25 protein-coding genes, 1 tRNA gene and 2 pseudogenes are annotated in these 24,767 nt (G+C 39.4%); 5 read left to right on the top strand and 23 right to left on the bottom strand.

Annotation, left to right across the window (positions count from 1 at the left end):
- Positions 1-122: 122 nt before the first annotated feature.
- The 4 genes from EAE90_RS02325 to EAE90_RS02310 form a co-directional block, all read right to left on the bottom strand.
- Positions 123-1,223: an amidinotransferase gene (locus EAE90_RS02325; RefSeq protein ID WP_214052107.1), complete on the bottom strand. Its 1,101-nt coding sequence runs from the start codon at positions 1,221-1,223 to the stop codon at positions 123-125.
- Between the two features lie 704 nt (positions 1,224-1,927).
- Entirely contained in the window at positions 1,928-2,200 is a 273-nt protein-coding gene (locus tag EAE90_RS02320; RefSeq protein ID WP_214052106.1) for a hypothetical protein, read from the bottom strand.
- Between the two features lie 817 nt (positions 2,201-3,017).
- On the bottom strand, positions 3,018-3,323 hold the full coding sequence (locus EAE90_RS02315; RefSeq protein WP_036778983.1) for a hypothetical protein: 306 nt from the start codon (positions 3,321-3,323) through the stop codon (positions 3,018-3,020).
- 812 nt (positions 3,324-4,135) lie between these two features.
- Positions 4,136-5,074: an alpha/beta hydrolase family protein gene (locus EAE90_RS02310; protein WP_214052105.1), complete on the bottom strand. Its 939-nt coding sequence runs from the start codon at positions 5,072-5,074 to the stop codon at positions 4,136-4,138.
- 153 nt (positions 5,075-5,227) lie between these two features.
- Between EAE90_RS02310 and EAE90_RS02305 the strand changes: the two genes are divergently transcribed.
- Entirely contained in the window at positions 5,228-6,127 is a 900-nt protein-coding gene (locus tag EAE90_RS02305) for a DNA-3-methyladenine glycosylase family protein (protein ID WP_214052104.1), read from the top strand.
- A gap of 111 nt (positions 6,128-6,238) precedes the next feature.
- Here the strand turns inward: EAE90_RS02305 and EAE90_RS02300 are convergent, their stop codons facing one another.
- The 8 genes and pseudogenes from EAE90_RS02300 to EAE90_RS02265 form a co-directional block, all read right to left on the bottom strand.
- Positions 6,239-6,688 (bottom strand): hypothetical protein, encoded by a 450-nt coding sequence (locus tag EAE90_RS02300; protein ID WP_214052103.1) that lies wholly within the window; start codon positions 6,686-6,688, stop codon positions 6,239-6,241.
- Between the two features lie 115 nt (positions 6,689-6,803).
- Positions 6,804-8,339: a DUF6973 domain-containing protein gene (locus EAE90_RS02295; protein ID WP_214052102.1), complete on the bottom strand. Its 1,536-nt coding sequence runs from the start codon at positions 8,337-8,339 to the stop codon at positions 6,804-6,806.
- A 142-nt stretch (positions 8,340-8,481) separates the two neighbouring features.
- Positions 8,482-8,661 (bottom strand): hypothetical protein, encoded by a 180-nt coding sequence (locus EAE90_RS02290; protein WP_214052101.1) that lies wholly within the window; start codon positions 8,659-8,661, stop codon positions 8,482-8,484.
- Positions 8,658-8,819 carry a hypothetical protein gene (locus EAE90_RS02285; RefSeq protein ID WP_235201046.1) on the bottom strand — a complete coding sequence of 54 codons (162 nt, stop codon included), beginning with the start codon at positions 8,817-8,819 and terminating at the stop codon, positions 8,658-8,660. Before EAE90_RS02285 ends, EAE90_RS02290 begins: the two co-directional genes overlap by 4 nt.
- A gap of 642 nt (positions 8,820-9,461) precedes the next feature.
- On the bottom strand, positions 9,462-10,505 hold the full coding sequence (locus tag EAE90_RS02280; RefSeq protein ID WP_214052100.1) for a virulence RhuM family protein: 1,044 nt from the start codon (positions 10,503-10,505) through the stop codon (positions 9,462-9,464).
- Positions 10,506-10,601: 96 nt separating this feature from the next.
- Complete coding sequence (locus tag EAE90_RS02275) at positions 10,602-10,808, bottom strand: hypothetical protein (RefSeq protein ID WP_214052099.1); 207 nt, start codon at positions 10,806-10,808, stop codon at positions 10,602-10,604.
- A pseudogene (locus tag EAE90_RS02270) lies at positions 10,742-11,098 on the bottom strand (tyrosine-type recombinase/integrase); the annotation flags it as partial. The pseudogene EAE90_RS02270 and the gene EAE90_RS02275, both read right to left, overlap by 67 nt.
- A 60-nt stretch (positions 11,099-11,158) precedes the next feature.
- Positions 11,159-11,253 (bottom strand) — tRNA-Sec (locus tag EAE90_RS02265).
- A 236-nt stretch (positions 11,254-11,489) separates the two neighbouring features.
- On the opposite strand from EAE90_RS02265, the gene prlC reads away from it, so the two are divergent.
- Positions 11,490-13,532: an oligopeptidase A gene (gene prlC, locus EAE90_RS02260; protein WP_214052098.1), complete on the top strand. Its 2,043-nt coding sequence runs from the start codon at positions 11,490-11,492 to the stop codon at positions 13,530-13,532.
- 6 nt (positions 13,533-13,538) lie between these two features.
- The gene (gene rsmJ / locus EAE90_RS02255) at positions 13,539-14,282 is read left to right on the top strand and encodes a 16S rRNA (guanine(1516)-N(2))-methyltransferase RsmJ (protein WP_214052097.1); all 744 of its coding nucleotides are present in this window, start codon (positions 13,539-13,541) and stop codon (positions 14,280-14,282) included.
- Between the two features lie 37 nt (positions 14,283-14,319).
- Here rsmJ and gdhA read toward each other — a convergent pair whose 3' ends face one another.
- Complete coding sequence (gdhA, locus tag EAE90_RS02250) at positions 14,320-15,663, bottom strand: NADP-specific glutamate dehydrogenase (RefSeq protein WP_214052096.1); 1,344 nt, start codon at positions 15,661-15,663, stop codon at positions 14,320-14,322.
- A gap of 261 nt (positions 15,664-15,924) precedes the next feature.
- A complete protein-coding gene (gene uspA / locus EAE90_RS02245) occupies positions 15,925-16,356 on the bottom strand; it encodes a universal stress protein UspA (protein WP_214052095.1) in 432 nt (143 codons plus the stop codon).
- A gap of 460 nt (positions 16,357-16,816) precedes the next feature.
- Between uspA and uspB the strand changes: the two genes are divergently transcribed.
- Positions 16,817-17,152 carry a universal stress protein UspB gene (gene uspB / locus EAE90_RS02240; RefSeq protein WP_036812627.1) on the top strand — a complete coding sequence of 112 codons (336 nt, stop codon included), beginning with the start codon at positions 16,817-16,819 and terminating at the stop codon, positions 17,150-17,152.
- A 54-nt stretch (positions 17,153-17,206) separates the two neighbouring features.
- Here the strand turns inward: uspB and pitA are convergent, their stop codons facing one another.
- Positions 17,207-18,697, bottom strand: coding sequence for an inorganic phosphate transporter PitA (gene pitA / locus EAE90_RS02235; RefSeq protein ID WP_214052094.1), 1,491 nt, complete (start codon positions 18,695-18,697; stop codon positions 17,207-17,209).
- A 269-nt stretch (positions 18,698-18,966) separates the two neighbouring features.
- Here pitA and EAE90_RS02230 point away from each other — a divergent pair, with 269 nt between their 5' ends.
- Entirely contained in the window at positions 18,967-20,151 is a 1,185-nt protein-coding gene (locus EAE90_RS02230; protein ID WP_214052093.1) for a BaiN/RdsA family NAD(P)/FAD-dependent oxidoreductase, read from the top strand.
- Between the two features lie 142 nt (positions 20,152-20,293).
- Here the strand turns inward: EAE90_RS02230 and EAE90_RS24200 are convergent, their stop codons facing one another.
- From EAE90_RS24200 to EAE90_RS02195, 8 genes and pseudogenes are all read right to left on the bottom strand, one after another.
- Positions 20,294-20,422, bottom strand: coding sequence for a hypothetical protein (locus tag EAE90_RS24200; RefSeq protein WP_281422293.1), 129 nt, complete (start codon positions 20,420-20,422; stop codon positions 20,294-20,296).
- A 10-nt stretch (positions 20,423-20,432) separates the two neighbouring features.
- Positions 20,433-21,644 (bottom strand): MFS transporter, encoded by a 1,212-nt coding sequence (locus EAE90_RS02225; protein WP_214052092.1) that lies wholly within the window; start codon positions 21,642-21,644, stop codon positions 20,433-20,435.
- 24 nt (positions 21,645-21,668) lie between these two features.
- Entirely contained in the window at positions 21,669-22,058 is a 390-nt protein-coding gene (locus tag EAE90_RS02220) for a hypothetical protein (RefSeq protein WP_214052091.1), read from the bottom strand.
- A 36-nt stretch (positions 22,059-22,094) separates the two neighbouring features.
- The gene (locus EAE90_RS02215) at positions 22,095-22,568 is read right to left on the bottom strand and encodes an ATP-grasp domain-containing protein (protein ID WP_214052090.1); all 474 of its coding nucleotides are present in this window, start codon (positions 22,566-22,568) and stop codon (positions 22,095-22,097) included.
- Positions 22,569-22,635: 67 nt separating this feature from the next.
- Positions 22,636-22,794 carry a hypothetical protein gene (locus EAE90_RS02210; protein ID WP_214052089.1) on the bottom strand — a complete coding sequence of 53 codons (159 nt, stop codon included), beginning with the start codon at positions 22,792-22,794 and terminating at the stop codon, positions 22,636-22,638.
- A 316-nt stretch (positions 22,795-23,110) separates the two neighbouring features.
- Positions 23,111-23,593: an SAM-dependent methyltransferase gene (locus tag EAE90_RS02205; RefSeq protein WP_214052088.1), complete on the bottom strand. Its 483-nt coding sequence runs from the start codon at positions 23,591-23,593 to the stop codon at positions 23,111-23,113.
- Positions 23,581-23,715: a tautomerase family protein gene (locus EAE90_RS24195; RefSeq protein ID WP_214052087.1), complete on the bottom strand. Its 135-nt coding sequence runs from the start codon at positions 23,713-23,715 to the stop codon at positions 23,581-23,583. The genes EAE90_RS02205 and EAE90_RS24195 overlap by 13 nt, the downstream gene beginning before the upstream one ends.
- 210 nt (positions 23,716-23,925) lie before the next feature.
- Positions 23,926-24,087: pseudogene (locus EAE90_RS02195) on the bottom strand (IS1 family transposase); the annotation flags it as partial.
- Positions 24,088-24,767 lie beyond the last annotated feature (680 nt).

Here is a 24,767-nt window from a genome sequence, read left to right as displayed (position 1 = left end):
ATATTCAATTCTATAATCACTTTTATACCCCAATACACAACTCGCGTAACAATGGCTACCATATATGCAAACATTGCTGCATTCCAAAGGGAATATCTCTAGATAGCCATCATTATTCATTCCTAATCAAGATAAGACTGTAAAGTTCCGCGCCGTCTTACATCCACGGTTGCACAATGGAAAGAACCGCCGAAGGTATTAAAATTCCTGAAATTACATGGAATTGGCGTAAAGCCCCAGCGTTTCATCGCAGCGATCATTGGCTCATCCTGCTTTTCAACAATCACCCGCTGTTCATCCAACATCAGGATATTCATGTTGATCCATTTACTGGTGGTATACAGAGGATGGTCATCAGGAATAACCGGTTTAGGTGCATGTAATACATCCCATTTCCTAAATAGCTCAGGAACTTTTAATACTTTTTCTGGGTGAATTAACAGTTTTCCTGGCGCCATAGGAACAAAGGTGGCATCAATGTGCATAGGACTATCATCGTTAAATTCAAAAACATGAATACGATATTCATCACCTATATGACGACGAAGCCATTCAATACCAAATTCGTTTGTGACATGGCTCTTTTGAGCAATGATGTCTCGCCCACACCGAATAAAATCCGCAGCATCAAAAGTCGGTTCAAATTCAGTTATCGCAAGGGGAACACGCTCATTGCTATTAGGCCGATGCCATTCGAAATTATATTGTTCCTCAGTCAACTGCGGCTTTGGCCCGGCGCTCCATTTTGCACCTTTCTTAAAGTAATCTTTAAGTAAAGTCTTATATGCCGCCGTCTCAAAATAACGGGAACGCCATGCTAGCGGGCATTCAATAATATCATTTCCAATAACTAACAGCACATCGCGCGGCATTGCACAATAAAACCCTGTACTACTCCAGCCTGGCGCGCCAAATACCTGAGATTGGTCTTGCGGATCTGGACGACGAACTGTCACACCTTCACCTTCAAGAATATGGACAAACTCTTCTAATTCTCTAGATGCTGCATCAATTTGCTCTTGCGGGAATGACCGACCTGCATACCGATAAAAATTAGTGACTTGATTCGGTGGCAATATCGGCTCTATCGCCATATGCCAGCCGGGAAATCTAGCGCCATCAACTACACCGACAATAACCTCCTCAAGTGGGTCCCACTCATTAAAAGAACAAACTGGGGAGGAATTCTTACTATTACAATCTGTTAAATTTGAATCAAGCATGTCGTCTCCTGATATTTTAATACTATGTCGCTTTAAAACTATAACAACTGTATTAATCGCGACCCTATTTTCATCAATATAAACCTCTTAGAAAAAATTCAATTTCAATATGTCATCATATATAATATTATGGATTTACATCTCTTCCAGTTTAAAAAATCAAATTAACTACAATTTTTTAGACCTAATAAATCCAACAATAAATCATAATATTGGCTATTTAAAACAGTAAAAAACTGTCAAAAAATTTATTTTTCCGTTATAAAACGTTCAACCAAGGTAATAATATACGAAACAACTTTATAGTTTCACTGTAATTTTATAACTCTAAAATAAGAATATAAACTTGTCTGCGAGCAATAATATATGGACATTTAAATTTGTAAAGGAATTAAATTTAAGGATTGTAAAATAGAGTTAATGTGATTATTTGCAACATCATTATTACTGTTAAAACATTACCAAAAATAAACCAAAATTTATTTATAAGATATTGTTGTTTTAACCCCGCATAATTAACCTCAATAGAAACAGGCAGAGCGTTAATATTATCGCCCCGCCTATAGTTAATTATAAATTATATAAAACCCCTTTGTCATTTAATTAAAACCAATGCTATTCTATAATATAAATCGTATTATTGGTTTCTATTTGTAACAGTTTATATTTAGCAACTCTGTTTATTTCCCTAAGTTAACAAACTGCTAAGAATCATTACTAACTGTTATCTTATTAACAATATTAAGACCAGTACTATCATCAACATTAACAGATATCTTCTTTTTGTTATAAAAAGCTTTTACAATAAGAATATAAGCATACAAATAATTAGCATCAGACAAGGCAGAATCTAGCATAAAAACACTACCTGACATATGAAACGTTATGCTTTTAGTGGTTCCTAAATTAAATTCACCTTCAATTTTAGTTACCGTTCCTTCATTATGACCAGGATTAAGATCAGGATTAACTATCATATCAAACTCCATAATGTAATTAATTTATAAATAGACTTATATTATCTCAAAATACAGCACAACAAATCGTTCACTTGAGAAATATAAGATAGTTTGTACTTCTACTACAAAATCAATATGCATTAAAAGATTATCTACGAGTCAGATAAGATAGTTATCATTTTTGATACTGCATTAACATCTTACCTAACACTTATAAATATAGATGCCATTAATGCATTGTCAAATTAAATTTAAAAATTTAATATAATTAATTTATAATAAAATCTTTAATATAGAAAAAATAAGTTATATGGGTGTTTTATATGAGAAAAAATAATATCTCAGTAAATTTTTCGTTCGAAAAAATCACATATAAAAACAATAAATTTAAATAATAGATCTATTTATCTCCATATTTAAAATAGTAAGTGCAAAAGTGTTATCAAAAAAATAACAGATAAACTGTAATAACATACTTCCGTTATGAAATTAAATTAACCGTGTATAAAACAAAATCCTTGTTATTATTTCCAATGTCATTATTTTTATAAAAAAATATCACTACAAATAAACAAACTACCATTTGTTTATTTCTTAATTTTATAATAATTAGTTTAAATAAAGACAGGAAGAACGTGGATATTCACGTTCTTCCTACAGTTAGGTGCATTTGGTAGAAAACATATTTATGTTTTTAATAAAACCAGTCCCATTCTATGAAGAAATACTACACTTAATTTCAATTAGCAATAATGCTATATTTGGCAACTGATTATATCACTCAAACTAAATTCAACTATTCTACGCACTCATTTAGAAATTTAACAAATACTTCTTAAATTTCAACACCTACTATATATTTTAGCTTAGTAAGATTACTTTTTGCGACTTTTACTTTCACTTCTAATTTTTCATGAAGAACACGTAAAAGAGAAAGATAGAGCAGCACAATCTTGTCTTTATCTTTATCACCGTCAACTAGTAATAGATGAAAATCATCAACTACGCCTAAAATATTCAGACTAACAATAACTGAACTGGGTGACAGAATATCAATATTGACCTTCTCTACTTTACCCACTTTAAGCTCATCATCGACAATCAGTTCTTCATTTAACAAAATATCTTTCTTAATTATCATGATATAAACTCCAAAATTTAATCTAACCAATTGATAAATAACTTATATTACTCAAGAATACGTACAATAAGCTATTCATCTTGCCCATATGAAATTTTAACCATTTTCACTAGAAAACAAGGTGTTTATCAGGAATTTATCCAGCATTTAGATAACATATACAGCATTTCTGATGCCATATTGACGATTTATCTAATACATATAACTATAGATGCGATTAATGTATTGTCAACAAAATAAGAAAATAAATTTAATTAATTTAAAATCAATATTTTATTACCCAATAAAAAATAAAAAAGATATTACATCATGTAATGAACAGGATATTTTCAGTAGTTTTTCCTAGCAAATATAATGACAGCGATAAATGATAATGAGAAATAAGCCACTATTTCCCTTCTATGTTACAAAAGGTAAACCAGAAAAATCATCTCAGAAGCAAAAAATAATTCATAACGTTTTATTACTATATTTCCTAGAAATAACAAGCGGTATATTAATCAAGTGATGATTTATAGTAAATATTATAATTTTATCTCATTTATCTATTATAATAACAAGAATATAAAATAAATCTCAAGCAATTATATTATTATTAAATTTATTACAAATCATTAATCATCAACTTGTTATTTATATATATTTTTATTGCCAAATGAGATATGAAATTAACAACAATTACTATGCGAAAATAATCCTAGAAAAAACGTGGTGTCAATTTTGACTATACCACGTTTTATTTCCAAATTTAATATTACTTTCCAATATAGAAAAATTACCGACGAATTAATACTACTTTAGATAACAGACTTTTATCCATAATCCTTGGATAACCAATTCTTTATATCTTCAACAATAGGAGTAATCTGCAAAACACCCTCACTATTTCTAAATCCATGACCCAGGCCAGGATATTGATAAAAGGTAATATTCTCCTTCTTTAATTGCTCTTCCATTTTTATCGCTGAATCAGGACTAACTGAATTATCATTTAGTGTTTGAATAATCAATATAGGGCTTTTAGTCTGGCTTAACACTTTATATTGGTCAATACTAAGTGAGACTCTCCACCAATTAGCACCGTGATTACTCATCTCTATATGACTCATATTATCCCCGGCAGCTATTTTTTTCTGAAAATCCCTAAACCCTTTAATCTCTTCATTGAGATATTCTGGTGGCACCTCACTCTTTATACTATGAATAACATCATCAGCGAAATACCGCCCACCTCCATTCAGTGACACGGTTCTATCAATATAATTGACTTGTGATGTAATTAAATTAGCAACAATTGCCCCCTCACTTCCACCCAAAATAACGATCTTCTTATATTTATTCTGATGTTTCAGATAATCAATGATCTGAATATAATCCTTAACCCTTTGTTCTGGTGTATCCGAGCTCATATAAGCCTTAGGACAATCTGAACGTTCAACAGCATCAGACCAAGGGAGTGATGAATTAATGCCATATTTTTCCACAGTCAGAACATCACTATCAGGATAAATATCACTGAACGTATCATTCACAAACTTATTATTAGCGATACTATTACAATCAGAGCCCTGTATCAGCACTAATAGATTTTTACCACCTTTTTGTTTAAGATAGTAAGTTATTTCACTACCATCATGACGCAAAAACTGTTTATGTACATTTGTATTTGAGTAAGCGAAACTTATACAACACAAAAAAAGCAAAACAGATGTCATAATTTTCTGTCGTAGATTAAAACGATATGCTTTCATTAGTCTCTCCTTTAATTGACATATACAAAGACCACAAATTTACGATATTGTTCCTGTCAGAAAAATTTTTAAAATTTGCGAACAAGTTTCAGAGTTTTTTATCCAGCATGCTAACTATAATCACTAAAATACCCATACATTTGGAGAGAAGAAATGCAAACCACCTTATCCAGCAAAATCGCATTACCCGATAATTATCATACCCACGATTTTTTCGCCCTTCATCAAAGAGATAAACAAAATATCGCTGAAATTGTGGAACAAAATAAAGTTCAAAAAGGAATGATGTGGGATGACAAACCTGCGGAATTAACCATAGCTATTAATGCAAAAACCGCACATATACAACTTAAAGTTGATGGTGACACCACAGGCCCTGATGAGCGCTTATCTGCTTTAGCATCGCATATGCTAGGGCTTCTACAACCAGTTCATCTATTTGAGTGTTTATATAAAGAACACCCGGTTATTGGTTCACTTATTGCCAGACAATCAGGTCTAAGAATTTATCAATCGGCCACACCGTTTGAAGCATTAAGTTGGGCGGTTATAGGCCAACAGATCAGCGTCAGTGCAGCCATCTCTATTCGCAGGAGATTTATTCAGGCAATGGGCGTTCAGCACTCCGCCGGGCTATGGTGCTTTCCAACCGCCAGACAAATCATCAATCATTCAGAAGATGAATTACGCCAATGCGGACTTTCTGTCAGCAAAGCCAAAGCATTACTCCGCTTAAGCCAATTAATTGAATCTGGTGAATTAACATTAGCCATCTCTAATGATGAGCAAGATATTCAGCAATTAACAGATAATCTACTCACTATAAAAGGCATTGGTATGTGGACAATTAATTATTCCCTGTTACGGGGATTCAACTATTTAAATGGCTCATTGCATGGCGACGTCGCAGTAAGACGTAATATCCAAAGATTATTCAATCAAAATGAAAAAGTTTCCGCAGAACAGGCAGAAAAATGGTTGGCAGACTTCGCCCCCTGGAAAGCCCTATTAGCCGCACATTTATGGCGACAAGAATCAAGTGCAGGGTATTGATGTTGTTGTTAGTTTTCATTTCTTTAGCTGGTATGGTGTATTGTTGCTATTATTTAGTAAACCCGGCAAATATCACCGGGTATTATGATGCGTTTTTTTAACATCAAGGCATCATGATGGTTTTCGGAATGATGAGGGGTTCCTCTGAACCTGCTGCTCATTAGCGGAAGAAAATAAATAGTAAATTTTGTCCTCTACTGATGGGTCTCCTTTCATTTTTATGACAATTTTGGGAGCCTCTCTGGGAACACGATAATAAGCTATAAGCCCTTTTTCCTGATTCTCATAATCAAAATCGAGAACCAAAATTTTTTCATCCCCTGAATCCGGATAATAATAATACTCTTCGAAATAAACCACTTGCCCATCCTTAACAAAGATAATCTTGGAAAAGATATCAGTCCTTTCCTTTAACTCAGCACCAATGACAGACTTAATTTCGTCAAGATCCCAACCACTATCAATAACATACAAAGTGTCCCATTTAAACGGCGTGATTTTGCTGATGTTAACCACGCAGTCTGTGTTTTGCTGGCAATGTTTATCAGCATAATCAAACATACTCTTAACAATGCTAAACTGTCGGTTACTATTGAACACAAAAAAAACTATCAACAATGTACATGAAAAAAAAATGATTTTATTTTTTCTGCTGTTCCAATTGCATCGCCAATAGTTATTCAGGTGAAAAGCCATCTTCATTTCCTCTTTCAAATACCGAGTTCATATAAGAAAACTGCTCATCGGTGATTTTTTCTTTGACAATCTCAAACCCCATCGCATTTTTCTTGGCAACATACAGTCCCTCTTTATGAAAGCGATTCAACACTGCCTTGGCCTGCGCTTTCATTGACGAGTTCTCGCTCTGTAGGCCAATCCTACGCCCTATCTGGTTATTGAGTAAATCAATTGTCTGATCAGCGTCCTTAAGGGCAGCAAACTGCCGGATGTTAAGATCTATTTTAGGATTACTTTCATGAGCATTGCCTGCATGGAGTGCGACTTCCTCACCATACCGAGCAGCAATGGTAGCTTGCCATAGTGTATGCCGGAAGGCATTGACCTGGGAGCCTTCCTTATATTTATTATCCAGTAACGTACCATTGGGGTTCGTTTTACTATTCCCCTGGGTTGAAAAACGCACCGCATTAGTCGTGATATTGGTAGCACCTCTTTCGTAGAGCCCAATATCATAGGCTGCAATAGGGTGCCGCATCGCAAATAAGATTTCCTTCATTTTCTGAGGCAAGTTATTGCTCTCACCAGTATAAGCACCATACCAGTCTTCAGGATAACTAGAATCTTCTTCTGTTCCATACCCATATTTTTTATCAAAATCAGCCAGGTATGTAGTTAATTTTTTTATTTTCCCTACCTCATTATTAATATTACTATTTGCTTTTATTAATTCATTTAAAACAAAAAGATTTCTTTCTGTCAGCGGCATATTATCATGTAGCTCTTTTATAGCTTTATTATAATTTACTTCTCCTGTAGATCCTTTAAGGTTATTATAAAATTTATCATATTTTGAATCTCTTGCATCCCTTCCATAAACAAATATTTGTAAAACAGCTTGAATTTTAACTGGTAGTAATCTAAATGAATTTATCTTCTGCTCTAAAAAGAATCGATCATCAAAAAATTCTCTCAGAGTATTTACATTTGAATTAACTCTTCCTTCAAACTTAGATACATAACTCATTATAACAGGTAATGTTGAATTAAAGACATACCTATTAGCCATAATTGGCCTGGTGATATTTGGATTACCCATCAGAAATGCTTTTTTCTCTGAGCCAAATTTTTTTATCCCCCTCAATATATTCTCACAATCTCTTTTTAAAACCGGACAATCTTTTTTTTCACAAATAGGGCAATTCTCTTTGTTATATTTATCCTTATAAGTATTAACTATATCAGCAAAACTAATCCCTCCCATCGGAGCATATTTAGCACCATCTGTTAGTGCCTTTACCATTTGCCCAGAACTCATGTAACCACCAGTTGCTGAAAAATTTGGCAAAAAACTTGTTTCCGAATGTAATTGCAATTTATCCTGAATTTCAATTTCTTGATCATTAGAATCAAAGGGAGTACTACCTTCATAATATGAAATTGGATGAACACCTTCAATATGAACATCATATGGACCTATTTTAGTATTCATTGAACCACCAACCGCAACATTAGGTTTGTCATTATTACTCATAAAAAACTATCTCTCTTTTATTTTACTTTTAAATTTAATGAAATCTTTTACCGGATACGAAAATTTATTACCTAATTTTCTCAGCGTAAATTAAAATTTACATACTACATTGCATTAGCATAATAAGTGAAAATAATTTTGCCTATACTATAAAATAACTTTCTTTATTAAAAAACAACTCATTACATTTATTAATGGTTTCAATGCTATCGTATTCACTCTCAAAAATAGCAGTTATGAGCTCATCAGGCTGAACACCTTTCACTAAGCAAAAGGCTACCATTCTTTCTATAATCTCGTTTACTTTTAATGAGTCGATCATCGTATCATCCTCTTAACTTCTTCAAGTATTCCCGCTAATGCCTTTTTATTATCTGATTTATTAAAATATTCTCTAATCTTGATGTATGCCTCAATCTGAGGCGTTCTTAATTTCTTATTTCCCTCAATATTAACTGCTGTATCAAAAAAATAAGACATACATATTCCTTTACTCTACCAATCATATAATCACCATTAAACTCATATTCATGTAAAATAGTCTATGTAGTATGGACAAAATCTTGACTAATAGCACGAAATTTATAACTTGGTCGCTCAATAATTTATTTTTCACTTTTTCCTAATTGTTTCATTTACGCTATCCACTTCAATGAAAACACAATAATATTTCACAGTATATAATCCTATGAATAATTTAATTACCTAATAAGATGAAACTGTAATTATAAGGATATTACATCTTTATATTCCCCTCTCATTAAAACAAAAAAGGACCTCTGTACAAAGACCCTCAGTTTGCACTTTCAGCAACCCACGAAAACGGGAATAACGATGCCCGTAATGCTGCTTCGCATCCGTAAAACTGCGCTCTAACGTCTCCTTGCGGGCCAGATGATTTTTGGGGCTAGCTCGCCAAGTGAGAGCGTTTCTAGCGGGAAAGTCTAGAAAGATGGCTTTCTTAACATGGTGGCAAGCTCCGTTTGGTGAACGGAACTTAATTAAAACAAAGTGCCGGATAAAAAAACAGAAAACTGATTTATCTGCCTCTAAATTATCTGATAGTTTTATCTTTACCGACGTAACAGTACTTCAGTCGCCAGTAACGAATGAGCAGTGATGTTACTTCCTCTTTTCACCTTTTTTCAGTAAATTTTTCAGCGCCGCAATATTCGTTTTGGCTCCTTCTACCTCTTTTAAACGACGACGTTTTTGAGCAAAAAGATCGAATTCTTCTTTGGCTTTTTCATCAGCGGCTTTTTTACTGATACTACCAGCACCTTGTAATACCTCACGTTCATTGAAATCCAAAAACTGATCCAACTTTGTATTCCAATCTTGTAAAAAAACTTGTTTACGGCGCAGCGCTTGGTCTTCAGCAAAATCGAGCCACATATTGACGATACGATTTAACTCACTGAGTTCATTCTCACGTAAATAGTTCTTTGCAGTAGTGACATCCGTTTTGCGCACTTCATCATACCTGTAATTGGTCAATCCCATATCCAGTTGACTGGCATCCGCACGGCTGGCGATAAGTTCAGCAGCAGTCATACCCGTACAAGCAAAATGTAATTTATTTTGAATTGCCTGAAAGAAACGTGTTGTTTCTTTATTAGATGGTTCATAGTCTGCTGCCATCGTGAAAATCTCTTTCACCCGCAAGTAAACGCGCCGTTCACTGGCACGAATATCACGGATGCGTTCCAGCATCTCATCAAAGTAATCAGGCACAACAGACTGACCGACAGGCGGATTTTTCAACCGCTCATCATCCATCACAAACCCTTTGACCAAATATGCCTGCAAGGTCTGTGTCGCCCACTGGCGGAATTGAGTACCACGAGTAGATCGGACGCGATAACCGATAGCGAGGATCATTGAGAGGTTGTAATGCAATGTATTACGATTAACTTGTCGATTGCCCTCTTGTCGAACTTGTAAGAAAGACTTACAAGTTGAATTTTGTACAAGTTCACCCTCATCATAGATAACCTTAATATGCTGTGTGATCGCCTGAGGCGTCACCTGATAAAGATTGGCTATCTCCGCTTGTGATAACCACAGCGTATCGGATTCAAAACGGCATTCGACGTGTGTCTGACCATCCTCACTTCGGAACAAAATAAATTCGCCATGTGGTGCTTCAGGAAGATTATCACTCATCAATTACCTCCGATTTACTGACCGTTATCTCAAGTAGGTGAAAAACCAACGGTACTAATATACCCGGAAGAATAAATGTTAAAATACTCAAACCAATTAGTTGCCAGTTACCGACATCTTCACCAGTTCCGGATTCATGGGATCAAAAATTGCCATCGGCAATTCAACCTTCCACCCATTCTGATCTTTTACTGCTTTGACTAACTGAAATTCAGCAATATCAGCACACATAATTTCTAATGATGAAATGGTCGCTCGGGTTGCCTCAATGCCCAAACAGAGCAAGTCACGACTAATACACAATCCAAGCTCCCCTCCAACTCACCCATGTAGCCCACATACCACTGCATCATCTCCCTACTCCCATCAAGATACTGAGCATGGTTATACGTGCCACGGCTCGCGTTTCTATCAATATGCGCTAGCTGGGTTTCAATCCATGCTGAGTTAAATTCCTTCTCATACAAAATTGTACTCATCATGTGGCGGAAACCATGTCCTGTCAGCCTTCCTTTATATCCAAGCAATTCAATAACCTGATTCATGCTTTCCTTGCTAATCGGTTTCCTATGATCATTACGGCCTATAAAGTAGATTAATTGCAGGTAATATAAGGGATTTTTCGAACTTAGTGGTGTTCAAAAGAACTCAATTGGCGGAAGATCACAGGAGTCGAACCTGCCAGAGACCGCTGGCGGCCCCATCTGGATTTGAAGTCCAGCCGCCCCACCGGGGACGATGATCTTCCATATAAATACAAAGAATTATAAAAAGGAGCTAATCATAGCGCATATTATCTGGCTTCTGAATCCGTTTGCTGAAATCATTCTCAATTTCCTAAAAAGCATTAAATTTTGTTGTTCATAAACTCAACATTCGCGTTGAGTTTGTCGAATTTTACCTACATCTTATTAGCCGATACCCATTACGATACAAGGTTGCTCCGCTCAGCAATGTATCCAACACATAAAAAGGACGCTTTATATGACTAATCCGTTACTCGTTCCATCAGGTTTACCCAAATTTTCTTCTATTAAACCAGAACATGTTGTTCCCGCTGTAAAAGAAGTGATTGCCAATTATCGCCAAACCGTCGAAAAAATATTGGCCGAGAATACTGTTTTTACCTGGGATAATCTGTGTCAGCCACTGGCCGAAGCAAGCGATAAACAGTCCCGTGCATGGTCCCCAGTCAATCATCTGAATTCGGTTAAAAACAGCCCAGAATTACGCGCCGTCTATGAAGAAAGTTTGCCATTACTGTCTGAATTCAGTACCTGGTTAGGTCAGCACAAGGGACTCTATCAAGCCTATAAGTCATTACGTGAAAGTGCAGAGTTTGAAAAGCTCTCTGTGCCTCAACGCAAAGTTGTCGAAAATGCTCTGCGTGATTTTAAGCTATCAGGTATTGCTCTGCCTGAGGAGAAGCAGAAACGCTATGGCGAGATCAGTGCACGTTTGTCCGATTTAAGCTCGCAATTCAACAATAATGTGCTTGATGCCACTATGGGTTGGACCAAATTAATTACTGACGTGAAAGATCTGTCTGGTCTGCCTGAAAGCGCAATTGCCGCCGCTAAAGCTCAAGCAGAAGTTAAAGGACAAAAAGGCTGGCTATTAACTTTAGAAGCACCAAGTTACCAGCCGGTTATTACCTATGCAGATAACCGTGAACTGCGTCGGGAAATTTACCACGCCTACAATACCCGCGCATCCGATCAAGGGCCAAACGCAGGTAAATGGGATAACAGCGAAGTGATCGCCGAAATCCTTGCACTGCGTCATGAACAGGCTCAATTGCTTGGTTTCAAAAATTATGCAGAACAATCCCTTGCAACCAAGATGGCAAAAACCCCTAAGGAAGTATTAGATTTTCTGAATGATTTGACAAAACGAGCACACTCTCAGGGTGAAGAAGAAGTAGATGAATTAAAAGGTTTTGCTAAATGGCATCATTGCGCCCACAAGCTAGAAGCCTGGGATATGACGTACTATGGCGAGAAACAAAAACAGTACGAGTTCTCTATCAATGATGAGCAGTTACGTCCTTATTTCCCTGAACAAAAGGCTGTTGAAGGGCTATTTGAAGTTGTTCGCCGTATCTATGGTATTACTGCCAAAGAGCGCCATGATGTAGAAACCTGGCATCCAGATGTCCGTTTCTTTGATCTGTACGATGACACTAATGAGCTGCGCGGCAGCTTCTATATGGATCTGTATGCTCGCGAGAATAAACGTGGCGGCGCCTGGATGGATGAGTGTATCAGCAGCATGCGTCGTTCTAACGGCGAACTGCAAAAGCCGGTTGCTTATCTGAACTGCAATTTCAACAAACCTGTTGGCAATAAACCAGCGCTGTTCACCCACAATGAAGTCAATACGCTGTTCCACGAGTTTGGTCACTGTCTACACCTGATGCTGACTAAGATTGAAACTGCCGGTGTCTCCGGTACCAATGGCGTACCGTGGGATGCAGTCGAAATGCCAAGCCAATTCATGGAAAACTGGTGCTGGGAGCCAGAAGCACTGGCATTCATCTCCGGTCACTACGAGACTAAAGAACCTCTACCACAAGCCATGTTGGATAATCTGTTAGCAGCCAAAAACTATCAGGCCGCCATGAAGATCTTGCGTCAACTTGAGTTTGGTCAGTTCGATTTCCGTCTGCATGTTAACTACGATCCAAAGAAAGGCGCTCAAACCATGAAGACCTTAAAAGAAGTGAAGAAATTGGTCTCCGTAGTGCCTTCACCTGAATGGGGGCGTTTCCCGCATTCATTCACCCACATCTTCTCCGGCGGTTATGCCGCTGGCTACTACAGTTATCTGTGGGCTGATGTGTTGGCAGCCGATGCTTACTCCCGTTTCGAAGAGGAAGGCATTTTTAACCGCGAAACCGGGCAATCTTTCCTTGATAACATTCTGTCCCGTGGTGGTTCCGAAGAGCCAATGGAGCTGTTCAAACGCTTCCGCGGCCGTGAACCAAAACTGGATGCAATGCTGCGCAAGGCCGGTATTAAAGGGTAATTTAAGGTGGGAATCTGTTTAATCTGTGAACAAGGCGCTGATAACAGCGCCTTATCTCAACTGGCAGAGCGCTGGGGGTTGGTCCATGACGAAAGCGCGATTATGGCGCTGGTCCTTACCCCTCAACGCCTTGAACTTCGCAAACGGGATGAACCAAAGTTAGGCGGCATCTATGTCGATTTTGTATCAGGTACAATGGCACATCGTCGCCGTTTTGGCGGCGGACGCGGCGAAGCAGTCGCTAAGGCCATAGGGATCAAAAAAGATTATCTGCCGACAGTCGTGGATGCTACCGCCGGCCTGGGGCGCGATGCCTTTGTGCTGGCATCACTGGGTTGCCATGTAAGAATGCTGGAACGCCATCCGGTGGTCGCGGCATTGCTGGATGATGGGCTGCAACGAGGTTATCAGGATGAAGAAATTGGTGGCTGGTTGCAAGAGCGCATGACGCTGCTCCATGCCTCCAGCATTACAGCGCTGGCCGATATTACGCCACAGCCCGATGTCGTTTATCTTGATCCTATGTATCCACATAAGCAGAAAAGTGCACTGGTGAAAAAAGAGATGCGAGTGTTCCAATCTCTGGTTGGCGCTGATGAAGACGCTGATAATTTGCTAGCCCCCGCACGCGCTTTGGCAAAACGCCGCGTCGTGGTAAAGCGACCTGATTATGCAGAACCCTTAGCTGGAGTCGCTGCATCAGCGGCTATCACCACGAAAAACCACCGTTTTGACATTTATCCTAGTTGAAAAAATCAGCCGTATATTGCGGCTGATATCTTTTAGCCTACAGAATACCTTGAGCAAGCATAGCGTCGGCAACTTTCACAAATCCAGCAATATTCGCCCCCTGAACATAATTGATCTGTTTGCCCTCGCCACCATACTCAACACAAGCGTGGTGAATATCTAGCATGATGTGGTGCAAACGTGCATCCACTTTTTCAGCCTTCCAGCCTAGACGGGCCGCATTTTGTGCCATTTCCAGACCAGATGTCGCCACGCCACCAGCATTGGCTGCTTTACCTGGTGCAAATAACACCCCTGCTTCAATAAAGGCTTCCGTCGCTGAAATAGTTGCTGGCATATTCGCCCCTTCAGCAACAGCTTTGACGCCATTCTTGATAAGGACCTTAGCCGCATCCAAGTCCAGTTCATTCTGAGTGGCACATGGCAAAGCGATATCAACCGGCACAGACCAAGGTTGTAACCCTTTCAAGAAAGTCAGACCCCGCTCTCTAGCATATTCTTCCACACGGCCATAGCGTTGGTTTTTTATCTCTTCAAGATGAGCCAGCTTCTCCGGTGTGAACCCATCCTCATCAACTAAAGTACCGCCGGAATCCGAAGCGGTTACTACTTTCGCACCCAACGCCATGCATTTTTCAATCGTATATTGTGCAACATTACCCGCACCGGAAACCGATACGCGCATACCTTCAAAGCCCATGCCATGACGTTTCAGCATGGCATTGACGAAATAGACCAGACCATAACCAGTTGCTTCCGGGCGAATCAAACTACCGCCAAAAGAGAGCCCTTTGCCAGTAAATACACAAGCCGTGTTGTTAGAAAGCTTTTTCATCATCCCTGACATAAAAGCCACTTCACGGCCACCAACACCAATATCGCCTGCGGGAACATCAGTATCTGGCCCCAAATGGCGGTACAATTCTGTCATTAATGCCTGACAAAAACGCATGACTTCACCCTGACTTTTTCCTTTAGGATCAAAGTCTGAACCTCCTTTACCACCCCCCATTGGTAAAGTTGTCAGTGCATTTTTCAAGGTTTGTTCAAAGCCCAGGAATTTTAGAATAGAGAGGTTCACCGATGGATGAAAACGCATGCCACCTTTGTATGGGCCAATGGCGGAGTTGAATTGCACTCGCCATGCCCGGTTTACCTGAACTTTACCCTGATCATCTACCCAGCAAACCCGAAACTGGATAACCCTTTCTGGCTCCACCATACGCTCCAGTAAGCTGTATTCGCGGTATTTCGGATTTTGTTCAAGAAACGGCCAAAGAGAGGTGAATACTTCCCGAACAGCCTGGAGATATTCTGGTTGATATTCATCCCTGCGTTGAATCGATCCAAGAAATGAAGACAAAGATAGTAAACAGCTCATTTAGTTATTCCTTATTTCTACTTCGGTTGTGATGGACCCTCAGTCATTTTCTAATAATTATTTTTGTCGAAAATGTGAGGTAAGTTGTGTTTGCCCTTTGAATATATCACTGTTCTATATTCATCTTTCAAGAAGTTTTTTCGCAGAAAGGTAAAAAAAATTTCTTGATTGCACCGGACGTAAACCAAACAGCGCTCTATTTCATCCAAAAAAACGCCTGCATAAGCAGGCGATTTTATCGAATAAATTTTCAATCTGTTGTCATTCATCATCACGCAGAGGAACAATCAGCATATCAACATGAACCGTGTTAATTAACTGACGAGCGGAAGACATCAATTTGCTCCAGAAATCCTGATGATGACCACAAACAACCATATCTATGTCATATTTCTTAATTGCATCAACCAGTACTTGCCCCAGATCACCGCTACCACTCAGGGTTTCCTGAATGTCATAGCCTGAATCTGCGGAGAGAGCTTTCAGCGCACTGCGGGTCTCGTCAGTAATACGTTGCTGCATATCACCGAGATTAACATCAATCAAACCGGTGTAGAGATCGGAATAGTTAACATCAACATGGATCAGGGAAATTTTGGCATTGTCCGGTTTAGCCATAGAAACAGCTTTTCTCACCAAAACCTGACTTTCCGGGGATAAATCAACCGCAACAAGAATATGTTTGTAAGCCATAAGCGAACTCCTTCCATAATGCCGAGTTAGTGAGTTGGCAGGGCAAATTGCCACTATCCTGTGTTTATTACTACTTAGAATGTTCTTCAAGTCCTGTTTCGATCACAACTCATCGTATTTAACGACTGGACAAAGAACATCCACCAAACAACATATACCACAATTGCTCTTCCTGCCACTTGATGGATAGCAAAATCCTACTCTGAATTTATGGCCTTTCTTGATACCCAATATATTTACCTGAACAACTAACCAGTCTCCTGGGATTGCATGGCTGGATAGAACTGACTAGATGAGTGTTTATGACGTTTTTCTGTTAGTTTTGTCCCAACTCACGCAGAACAGGTTTTTTGTACTATCTGGCTATCTTTCCTACAATAAATATAAAGGTGTTACCACCTGCAATTTTTCTTTTTTCTTTTTTGTGACAGCTTTGGCTAACCATTCTAAGGAGGGGATTATGTTCAGTACAATCGCACTGTTTTGGGCGCTGTGTCTTGTCTGCATTATCAATATGATGCGCTACTTCTCTTCACTACGAGCATTGCTGTCCATTCTTCGTCAATCTGATCCCTTGCTTTATCAATCAGTAGACGGTAACGGCTTTTTCACTACTCATGGGCAACTTAATAAGCAAATTCGGCTAGTGAACTATATCAATTCACAACGTTACCTTGATCATCATGATCCAGAAGTTGTTCTTCGTTGTGAAAGGTTGAGGAGACAATTTATTTTGACCAGTGCACTGAGTGGACTAGTTGTTATTTGCCTGATTTCTATGTTGATTTGGTATTAAAGAAAAAGGCGGTATAGTTGATCCATACCGCCTTCAAATTATCCATTAAAATAATTAAATCAGTTTCAAAGCGAACCAGTAAAGCGTACCGGACAACCCGATTGAAACCGGCAGCGTCAGTATCCAAGCCAGCATGATATTCTGGATGGTTTTACCCTGAACACCACCACCATCGACCAGCATCGTTCCTGCTACCGCAGAAGAAAGCACCTGCGTAGTAGAGACCGGCATGCCGGTATAACTCGCAACACCAATAGAAACAGCAGCAGTCATCTGGGCTGAAACACCCTGCGCGTAGGTCATACCTTTTTTGCCAATCTTCTCACCAATAGTGACTGCAACACGTTTCCAGCCAACCATCGTTCCCAAAGACAGAGCCAGTGCTACCGCAATGATAATCCAGACAGGTGCATACTCAACGGTATGTAATAAGTCTTTCCGCAATTTATTCAGGAAACGGGCATCTTCCGCACGGGTTTCCGGCAGTTTAGCCAGAGACTCAGCCGTATCAGCAATACACATCAACATACGGCGCATATTGTTACGCTGTTCAGCATTCAGCTCGCTGTAGCTCTGAATGCCCTTCAATAGGCTTTCTGTCTGATCAAGAACAACGACAGCACGTGTAATATCACAATGGAATCGCCCTTCTGGCTCATCTTCCGCAACAGCCACTGATGGCGTCAGCTCAATTGCATGGGATAACGCTGAACCATGCTGCCGATAATATTGTTGCAGGTGAGTAATAGCGTCGTAGGTACGGGCAATGTCATAGCCATTGGCATTCATATTTACGACAAATCCCGCTGGAGCGACACCAATTAGCACCAGCATAATCAAACCGATACCCTTCTGACCATCATTCGCCCCATGAGAAAAGCTTACGCCTACCGCAGACAAAATCAGCGCTGTACGTGTCCAGAAAGGGGGCTTACGCTTACCATCCTTCTTTTCACGTTCAGCAGGGGTCAGATGAATACGCTTACGCTTCTTGGTACTGCTCCAGTAACGGCGCAGCAGAAACACGATTGCCCCGGCGATGATCAATCCGATTAACGGAGAGAGGATCAACGACAGGAAAATCTGTATCATCTTCGGCACATTCAACGCATCAACCACAGAAGAACCGGTTACGATGGCATTGGTCAAACCGATACCAATGATGGAACCAATCAGGGTATGAGAACTGGATGCTGGTAAACCGAAATACCAGGTACCAAGGTTCCAGACAATCGCAGCCAGCAACATGGAAAACACCATAGCAAGACCATGAGCAGAACTGACATTGAGAAGAAGATCGGTCGGAAGTAAATGCACAATCGCGTAAGCGACACTTAATCCACCAAGAAGAACACCAAAGAAGTTAAATACCCCAGCCATAACGACGGCGAACTGTGCTCGCATAGCACGGGTATAAATAACTGTTGCTACCGCATTCGCGGTATCATGAAAGCCATTAATGGCTTCATAAAATAGCACAAACAGTAGTGCCAGTACTAACATTAGGCTGGTGTGAAAATCCAGGCCAGTAAAAAGATGTAGCATAAACGTTAAGCCAGTTAGTTGGACATGAACGCGGCGCATTATCAGTGACAAATGCTAGCGGGGGAAGTGAAATATGAACTTTTTTTGATTTCATGACAACTAGATAACAATAAGAAATAGGAATACTCCTTATATATCATTAAATTACATATCTTTTAAAAAATTGACAATTTTAAGTTATAAGGGGCTTTTTCCCCACAAACTTATCAAAAATGCAACATATTAGGGGCAATTCCCCACTAAATTATTTAGTCATAAAGAGAAAAACAGTGGAAAAATTTGATGCGGTGATTATTGGCGCCGGTGCAGCAGGTTTGTTCTGTGCAGCTCAGGCTGGACAGCTCGGTTTACGGATACTGGTTCTGGATAATGGTAAAAAAGCCGGGCGTAAGATTTTGATGTCTGGTGGTGGACGTTGCAACTTCACTAATATGTACACAGAACCATCAGCTTATCTTTCTACTAACCCCCATTTTTGCAAATCTGCTCTGGCCCGTTATACACAATGGGATTTTATCGAACTGGTTCAACGTCATGGCATTGCTTACCATGAAAAAACACTGGGGCAGCTTTTCTGCGATGATTCCGCCCAACAGATAGTTGATATGTTACTGAAAGAGTGTGAAGCCGGTCAGGTTACTATTCGCCTGCGCAGTGAAGTTAGCCACGTAGAAAAAAATGAGCAGGGTTTCGTTATCATCGTTAACGGAAAAGAAGTAAGTACACGCTCACTTGTCATCGCTTCCGGTGGATTATCTATGCCGGGCCTTGGAGCAACTCCTTTTGGTTATCGGATTGCAGAACAGTTTGGCTTGAAAGTTTTGCCAACCCGCGCCGCTCTCGTACCTTTTACTCTGCATAAACCACTTCTGGAGCAACTTCATGTGCTCTCTGGTGTGTCTGTTCCTGCTATTGTTACCGCCGAAAACGGTACTCGGTTTAAAGAAAATATCCTGTTTACCCACCGGGGACTTTCTGGTCCAGCAATCTTACAAATTTCCAGTTACTGGCAGTCGGGAGAGTTTGTGAGTATTAACTTACTTCCAGATAGTGATTTGGAAGCTTTTCTGGAGCAGGAACGGAGTTCTCACCCAAACCAAAGCGTCAAAAATACTTTGGCAAAATTATTACCAAAGCGGCTGACAGAATGCCTGCAAACGCTCGGTCAAATCCCAGATATTGCTCTTAAACAACTAACCTCAAATCAGCAAAAACAGTTGGCGATAAACCTCCAGTCATGGCGAGTACAGCCTAACGGAACTGAGGGCTATCGCACCGCCGAAGTGACGATGGGAGGTATTGATACTCACCAGCTTTCATCCAAAACGATGGCAGCTAACCAGGTAAAAGGACTCTATTTTATTGGCGAAGTGGTAGACGTCACCGGCTGGCTTGGTGGCTATAACTTCCAGTGGGCGTGGAGCTCCGCCTGGGCATGTGCGCAAGCGTTGTGACTGTTGTGGAAAGATAATAAAGTTTGCCCGTAAGAGCAATTTTCCTTATGTTCTTACTGGCAACCATAATATGTGATCTGAACAATCCAGTCGGGTTCAATTGTCCAGTCATGCCTGTTTTTTTGCCAGTCTGTAATCGCATTTAATGTTGATAAGCTACTACCCATAATGGTGTTGGCTTGTTATCGGCATACAGTGGGTCTTGAGGGTATGTCCATTTAGTGGATGAAAAAACAGAACGATCGAATACAACATCAAAATTGCAATTCATACATCCACCATTAATTATTTTTTTTAATTAAAAAATTATAATAAATCAATAGAGTTATCAAGCTAATTAGGGATAATAAGGAAAACAGTAGAGTAGCATTAAATAAATCAAGCATGATCCCTCCGTAAATAGGTGCTAAAGCTGCTCCGATACTTGACATATTGGAAGCACCAAAAAAAGCACCCCTTAAATGGTGAGGTGTGAGCCTATCAACTTCGACATTAAACGTAGGTATGGCAATTATTTCCCCAAAACTCAGAATGACAGTTGCGACACAGAGATAATAAACTGTATTAATAGGTGAGAACGCAAAAATGATTTGAGCTATGGCAATTAACACGATACCAATTAATATTTTTATTCTTGGTGTAAAATTTCTTAATAAAATTAAAGTTGGGATTTGCAAAGTGATAATTGTCAATGAGTTGACAATAACTAATAAAGCAATAAAGTTGGTAACATTGTTGATATTTGATCTAGATAAATACTGAACAAGCGTAGAATCAAAGTTAGCATAAACAAACATAACAAGAACATTACATAATAGAAGTATCACGAATGTTCGGTGAGAAATAATTATGCTCAATGTTTTTGTAAAGCTAATGTCATTGCTGACTTTTTTTATTTTCTCTTCCTTTTTTGAAGATAATAAAAAGACACGCAACATAATACCATAAACAAAATAAACAATAGCTATAATTAGAAAAGTTTCTCTCTGTGCCGATAGGCCAGAAGCTAATCCAATATAAGGACCAATTGCAGCGCCAACATTGACCAAATAATATCGATAGTATTGTACTGACTCTCTCTCTTTAGGAGAGTCAATATAATCGCCAATTAAGGCTTTGCTACACGCTTCTAACAGAGCACGCCCAATACTAATTCCGGATATAGCGATTAAATATAAGATAGGTGAAGATGAGAAAGACATCATGATGAACGAAATAATGCTTATCATCACCCCGATAAGCATTATTGTTCTGCGGCAAAAAATATCAGATAAATATCCGGTATAAATGCCTGTCACTGATCCTAAGATACTTGACAGCGCCAATAATCCGCCAATCCCTGTCGCTGACATGTTAAACTGCCGATAAAGGATCATCGCTAAAAAAGGCCAAACCATAAAATAGGCGGCTCTTGTTAACAGTGTCCCCAGTAACATGATAAAAATTGGGGGAGGTAAATGTTTTAATAAAGATAATCTGAATAGAGATGCCATTGGTTCACCAGGATACGTATTGAGTTACTCTGACTCTATTTCGATAATAACATTTTCTTTAAGGTGGTGGCTTTCAAATTCAGCCTGCTCCGCTGTTACACCACACGCAATAGCATACCCTAATCGTTGAGAGCTATTTTTAAGTGATTCAATATGTTCTCCAACGTTAACATCAAAATGGATAAAGTCATTCTTTGTGTAATTTATCTTTTTAACAATGCCAGAAGGTGCGGTGATATAAGAAATAGCGGCATATTTACTGAACTTCTTACTCAAGTCAGGTGAAATATTTAACGAAACTTGGATAACTGCTTTCCACATATCAATACCAGTAGCCATTTCCACTAATTCAGGAATATGATCTCCTCCTAACCGAGCTCCTACTTCAATGACTTTGACACCATCACTTGTCACCTTAACCTCCGTATGTCCTCCTCCATTATATACACGTCATCTTTCAAGTTGCCTCTGGGTATAAATACCTAACGCGAACAAGGCTTGTGTTACCACTTTTTCTATTTCGATTTTTTGTTGCAATAGTATATTAGCAGGCAATGTATGTCCTAATTCAAAAAAATAACCATTATTTGATACGTATTTTTTAGTAATTGTGATAATGCTCACAACACCATTAAAGGAAATAGATTCAATACTGTATTCTTGTCTTTCTAGATATTCTTCTATCAAAAATAAAGAAGATTTTTTTACTCCGAATGGAGGAGTTATTTCACAGACTTCACGGAAATTTCTTTCCAATTCGATGACATTATCATTACGTAAAACACCTCGACTTCCGGCCATGTTAATAGGTTTTATAATGTTTGGATACCCAATTTTGGCTGCTTCTATTTTTGCGCTGTCAATATTCGAAATTAGAGCGTATTTAGGGATAGGAGCATTTTTTTGCCTAAAAGATTCTCTCATTAGCGGCCTCGCTGGGCGATGTCGGGACCGCCTGAGTCACGGATTTGCTGACCATAGTCATTCGCCCTTATGCACTGGAAACCCGCCGACACAGGATCTGATCCGCATCGCCAATCATCTGATGGAAATAGACATACATGACTTCTTCGTGGAGTTCTGCGCCTGACTCACCCACAGCACCTGCGTCAGATACAAATTGGATTCCTGAATCAGCAAATCTGCCCAAATCTCCAGCTCATGCATTTTGTCATTGGCTTTGATCCGTCGTTTGACGTAATTGCAGTAGTGACAGATGTAATCACACAAAGGCAAGAGCAGGTAGAGATGGGTCTCTTTGCCGGTACCATCAAAGTCTTTGTAGGTCTGAAAGGTGTCTTGAGAATATCCCCGTGATTTGAGGTCACGTTGATATTGTACTCGTGGACCGGAATATTGAGTTCTGGATTGTTGTGTAACAATGTTTCTAAAACAGTCGGATGGGCCATGCGCATCATGATGATGCTCCTCGAATGTCAGTGATGATTCAGGACATGAATCCCTCGTTAGTCATAGTACTGTGCCATAATGGCCGAGATCCATGCAGGCTCACGTATTGCTGTTTGTGGCTCAAAGGCTTGCATGTAAGGTTTGATGTCGATCACCGGTGTGCCATCAATGGCATCAAGGGCTTTGACGGTTAAGGTCAGCCCATCACAGGCCAGCAGTTCACAGCAAGACACCCCCAGCCGATTGGGGCGCGCTTTGGCCCGTTGCCCGAAGATGCCGACTAGCGGCAGCTCCGTCTGACCCCGCGGGTGCCTTGCACCGGTGACGATTTTTTCAGCAGGAACTTTGTGCATCGCAAACACGATTACCAAGTGAGAAAACTCACTCAAACCTTGCGTCGCTGCCGGGGTGAACTGGTTGCTATCGAGCGTGATGGTTGAGATCACGCTGCCCCAGAAATCGTCTTGAGTGGTCGTTCTCTCATTTCTCACCCAGCCAATCGGGTGTAGGGTAAATACAGTGGTATCTACTGGCTCCATAGCTGCCCTCTTACGAATAAATGGTCAGGATGTACCCGATCGACAACGATATAGATCTCATCCCGGTTGACGCCAAATACCTCAACAATGCCATTGGCAACACAGGTGATGATGTCTTGCACGGCTTGGAGTACGTGGATTTACAGCGAATTTTGACCAGCGGGGCCGGAGTGCTCGCGGTTTTTGTTTTTATAAATTATGAATGAATGTCTTGCCATGAGTGTGTTGTTACTCGGATGCAATCAACTTGTATGCCGAATGTAATTAAGTAAAGCAGTGTATCCTTAATTAGTCAAACTGAATGCAATGAATTATTTCTTCAACTAGTTGATTCAATAGTAATACTCTCTTTCGATAAACGTACCAATCACTTTGTCGTGCATAGATTTTGATTTGGAAAAGCCAATCGTTTTTCTCGCTAACCTCTTTAACCGTGTCCGTAGGGTGAGATTGGTTCGCTCTATCCTCTGTGTGTAACGTTTTCCAACAATATGTTCCAATAGTCTTGGTTGTGTTCACTTAATTCTTACAAGTTATGCTCATTTCTGGTATGTAGTGTTCAACTAATATTGGCCGCTGCGTTGTGCGCCGGCCTTTGCAAAGAAGGCTACTTAATCTGGTTTTTCTGAATGCGCTAAAATCAGGGGGAAGGTTGGTATGAGTAAAAGGAAAAACGGTTTTGGCCTGGCGTTAGGTGAATCATTACAGAGCTTTATTTTTCGAGTTTTAAAACGGACTGGATATAGTTTTAACTAATGGAGGTTGGGGGATAAACCTAGTGTTCCCTATCAAGCAAGAAGTGAATTTGAGACTTTTAATCCTAATGATTTATTCGTCCTATATGAAAAAAACAAATATGTTAATCGCACTTACTTTTCCTCCCCTTTTTCACTAAGGTCCCTTTTTATTGATGTTTTTTACCCGGAGAAACAGAAAAGCTACTCAGGGCAGCATGTCTAAATTTGCTATTGCCAAAAGTGTATTGAAAAGCAGTTATATAACTTAGGATATGCATACTTCAAATCTGATTGGCTTAAATCTAGTGGTTGCCATATTCATAATGAGCAACTTAATGTTGTAGAGAATAGGATTGTCATTAAACGAGACGAGTGAAGCTATTAAGGGCAAGAAGTCAGTAGCTGGTAGCTTAGTTTCTTGGAGGGCGGTTGAACAT

Source organism: Photorhabdus caribbeanensis (genome assembly GCF_018448885.1).
Taxonomy (GTDB): domain Bacteria; phylum Pseudomonadota; class Gammaproteobacteria; order Enterobacterales; family Enterobacteriaceae; genus Photorhabdus; species Photorhabdus caribbeanensis.
This window is presented reverse-complemented; position numbering and strand designations above follow the sequence as displayed.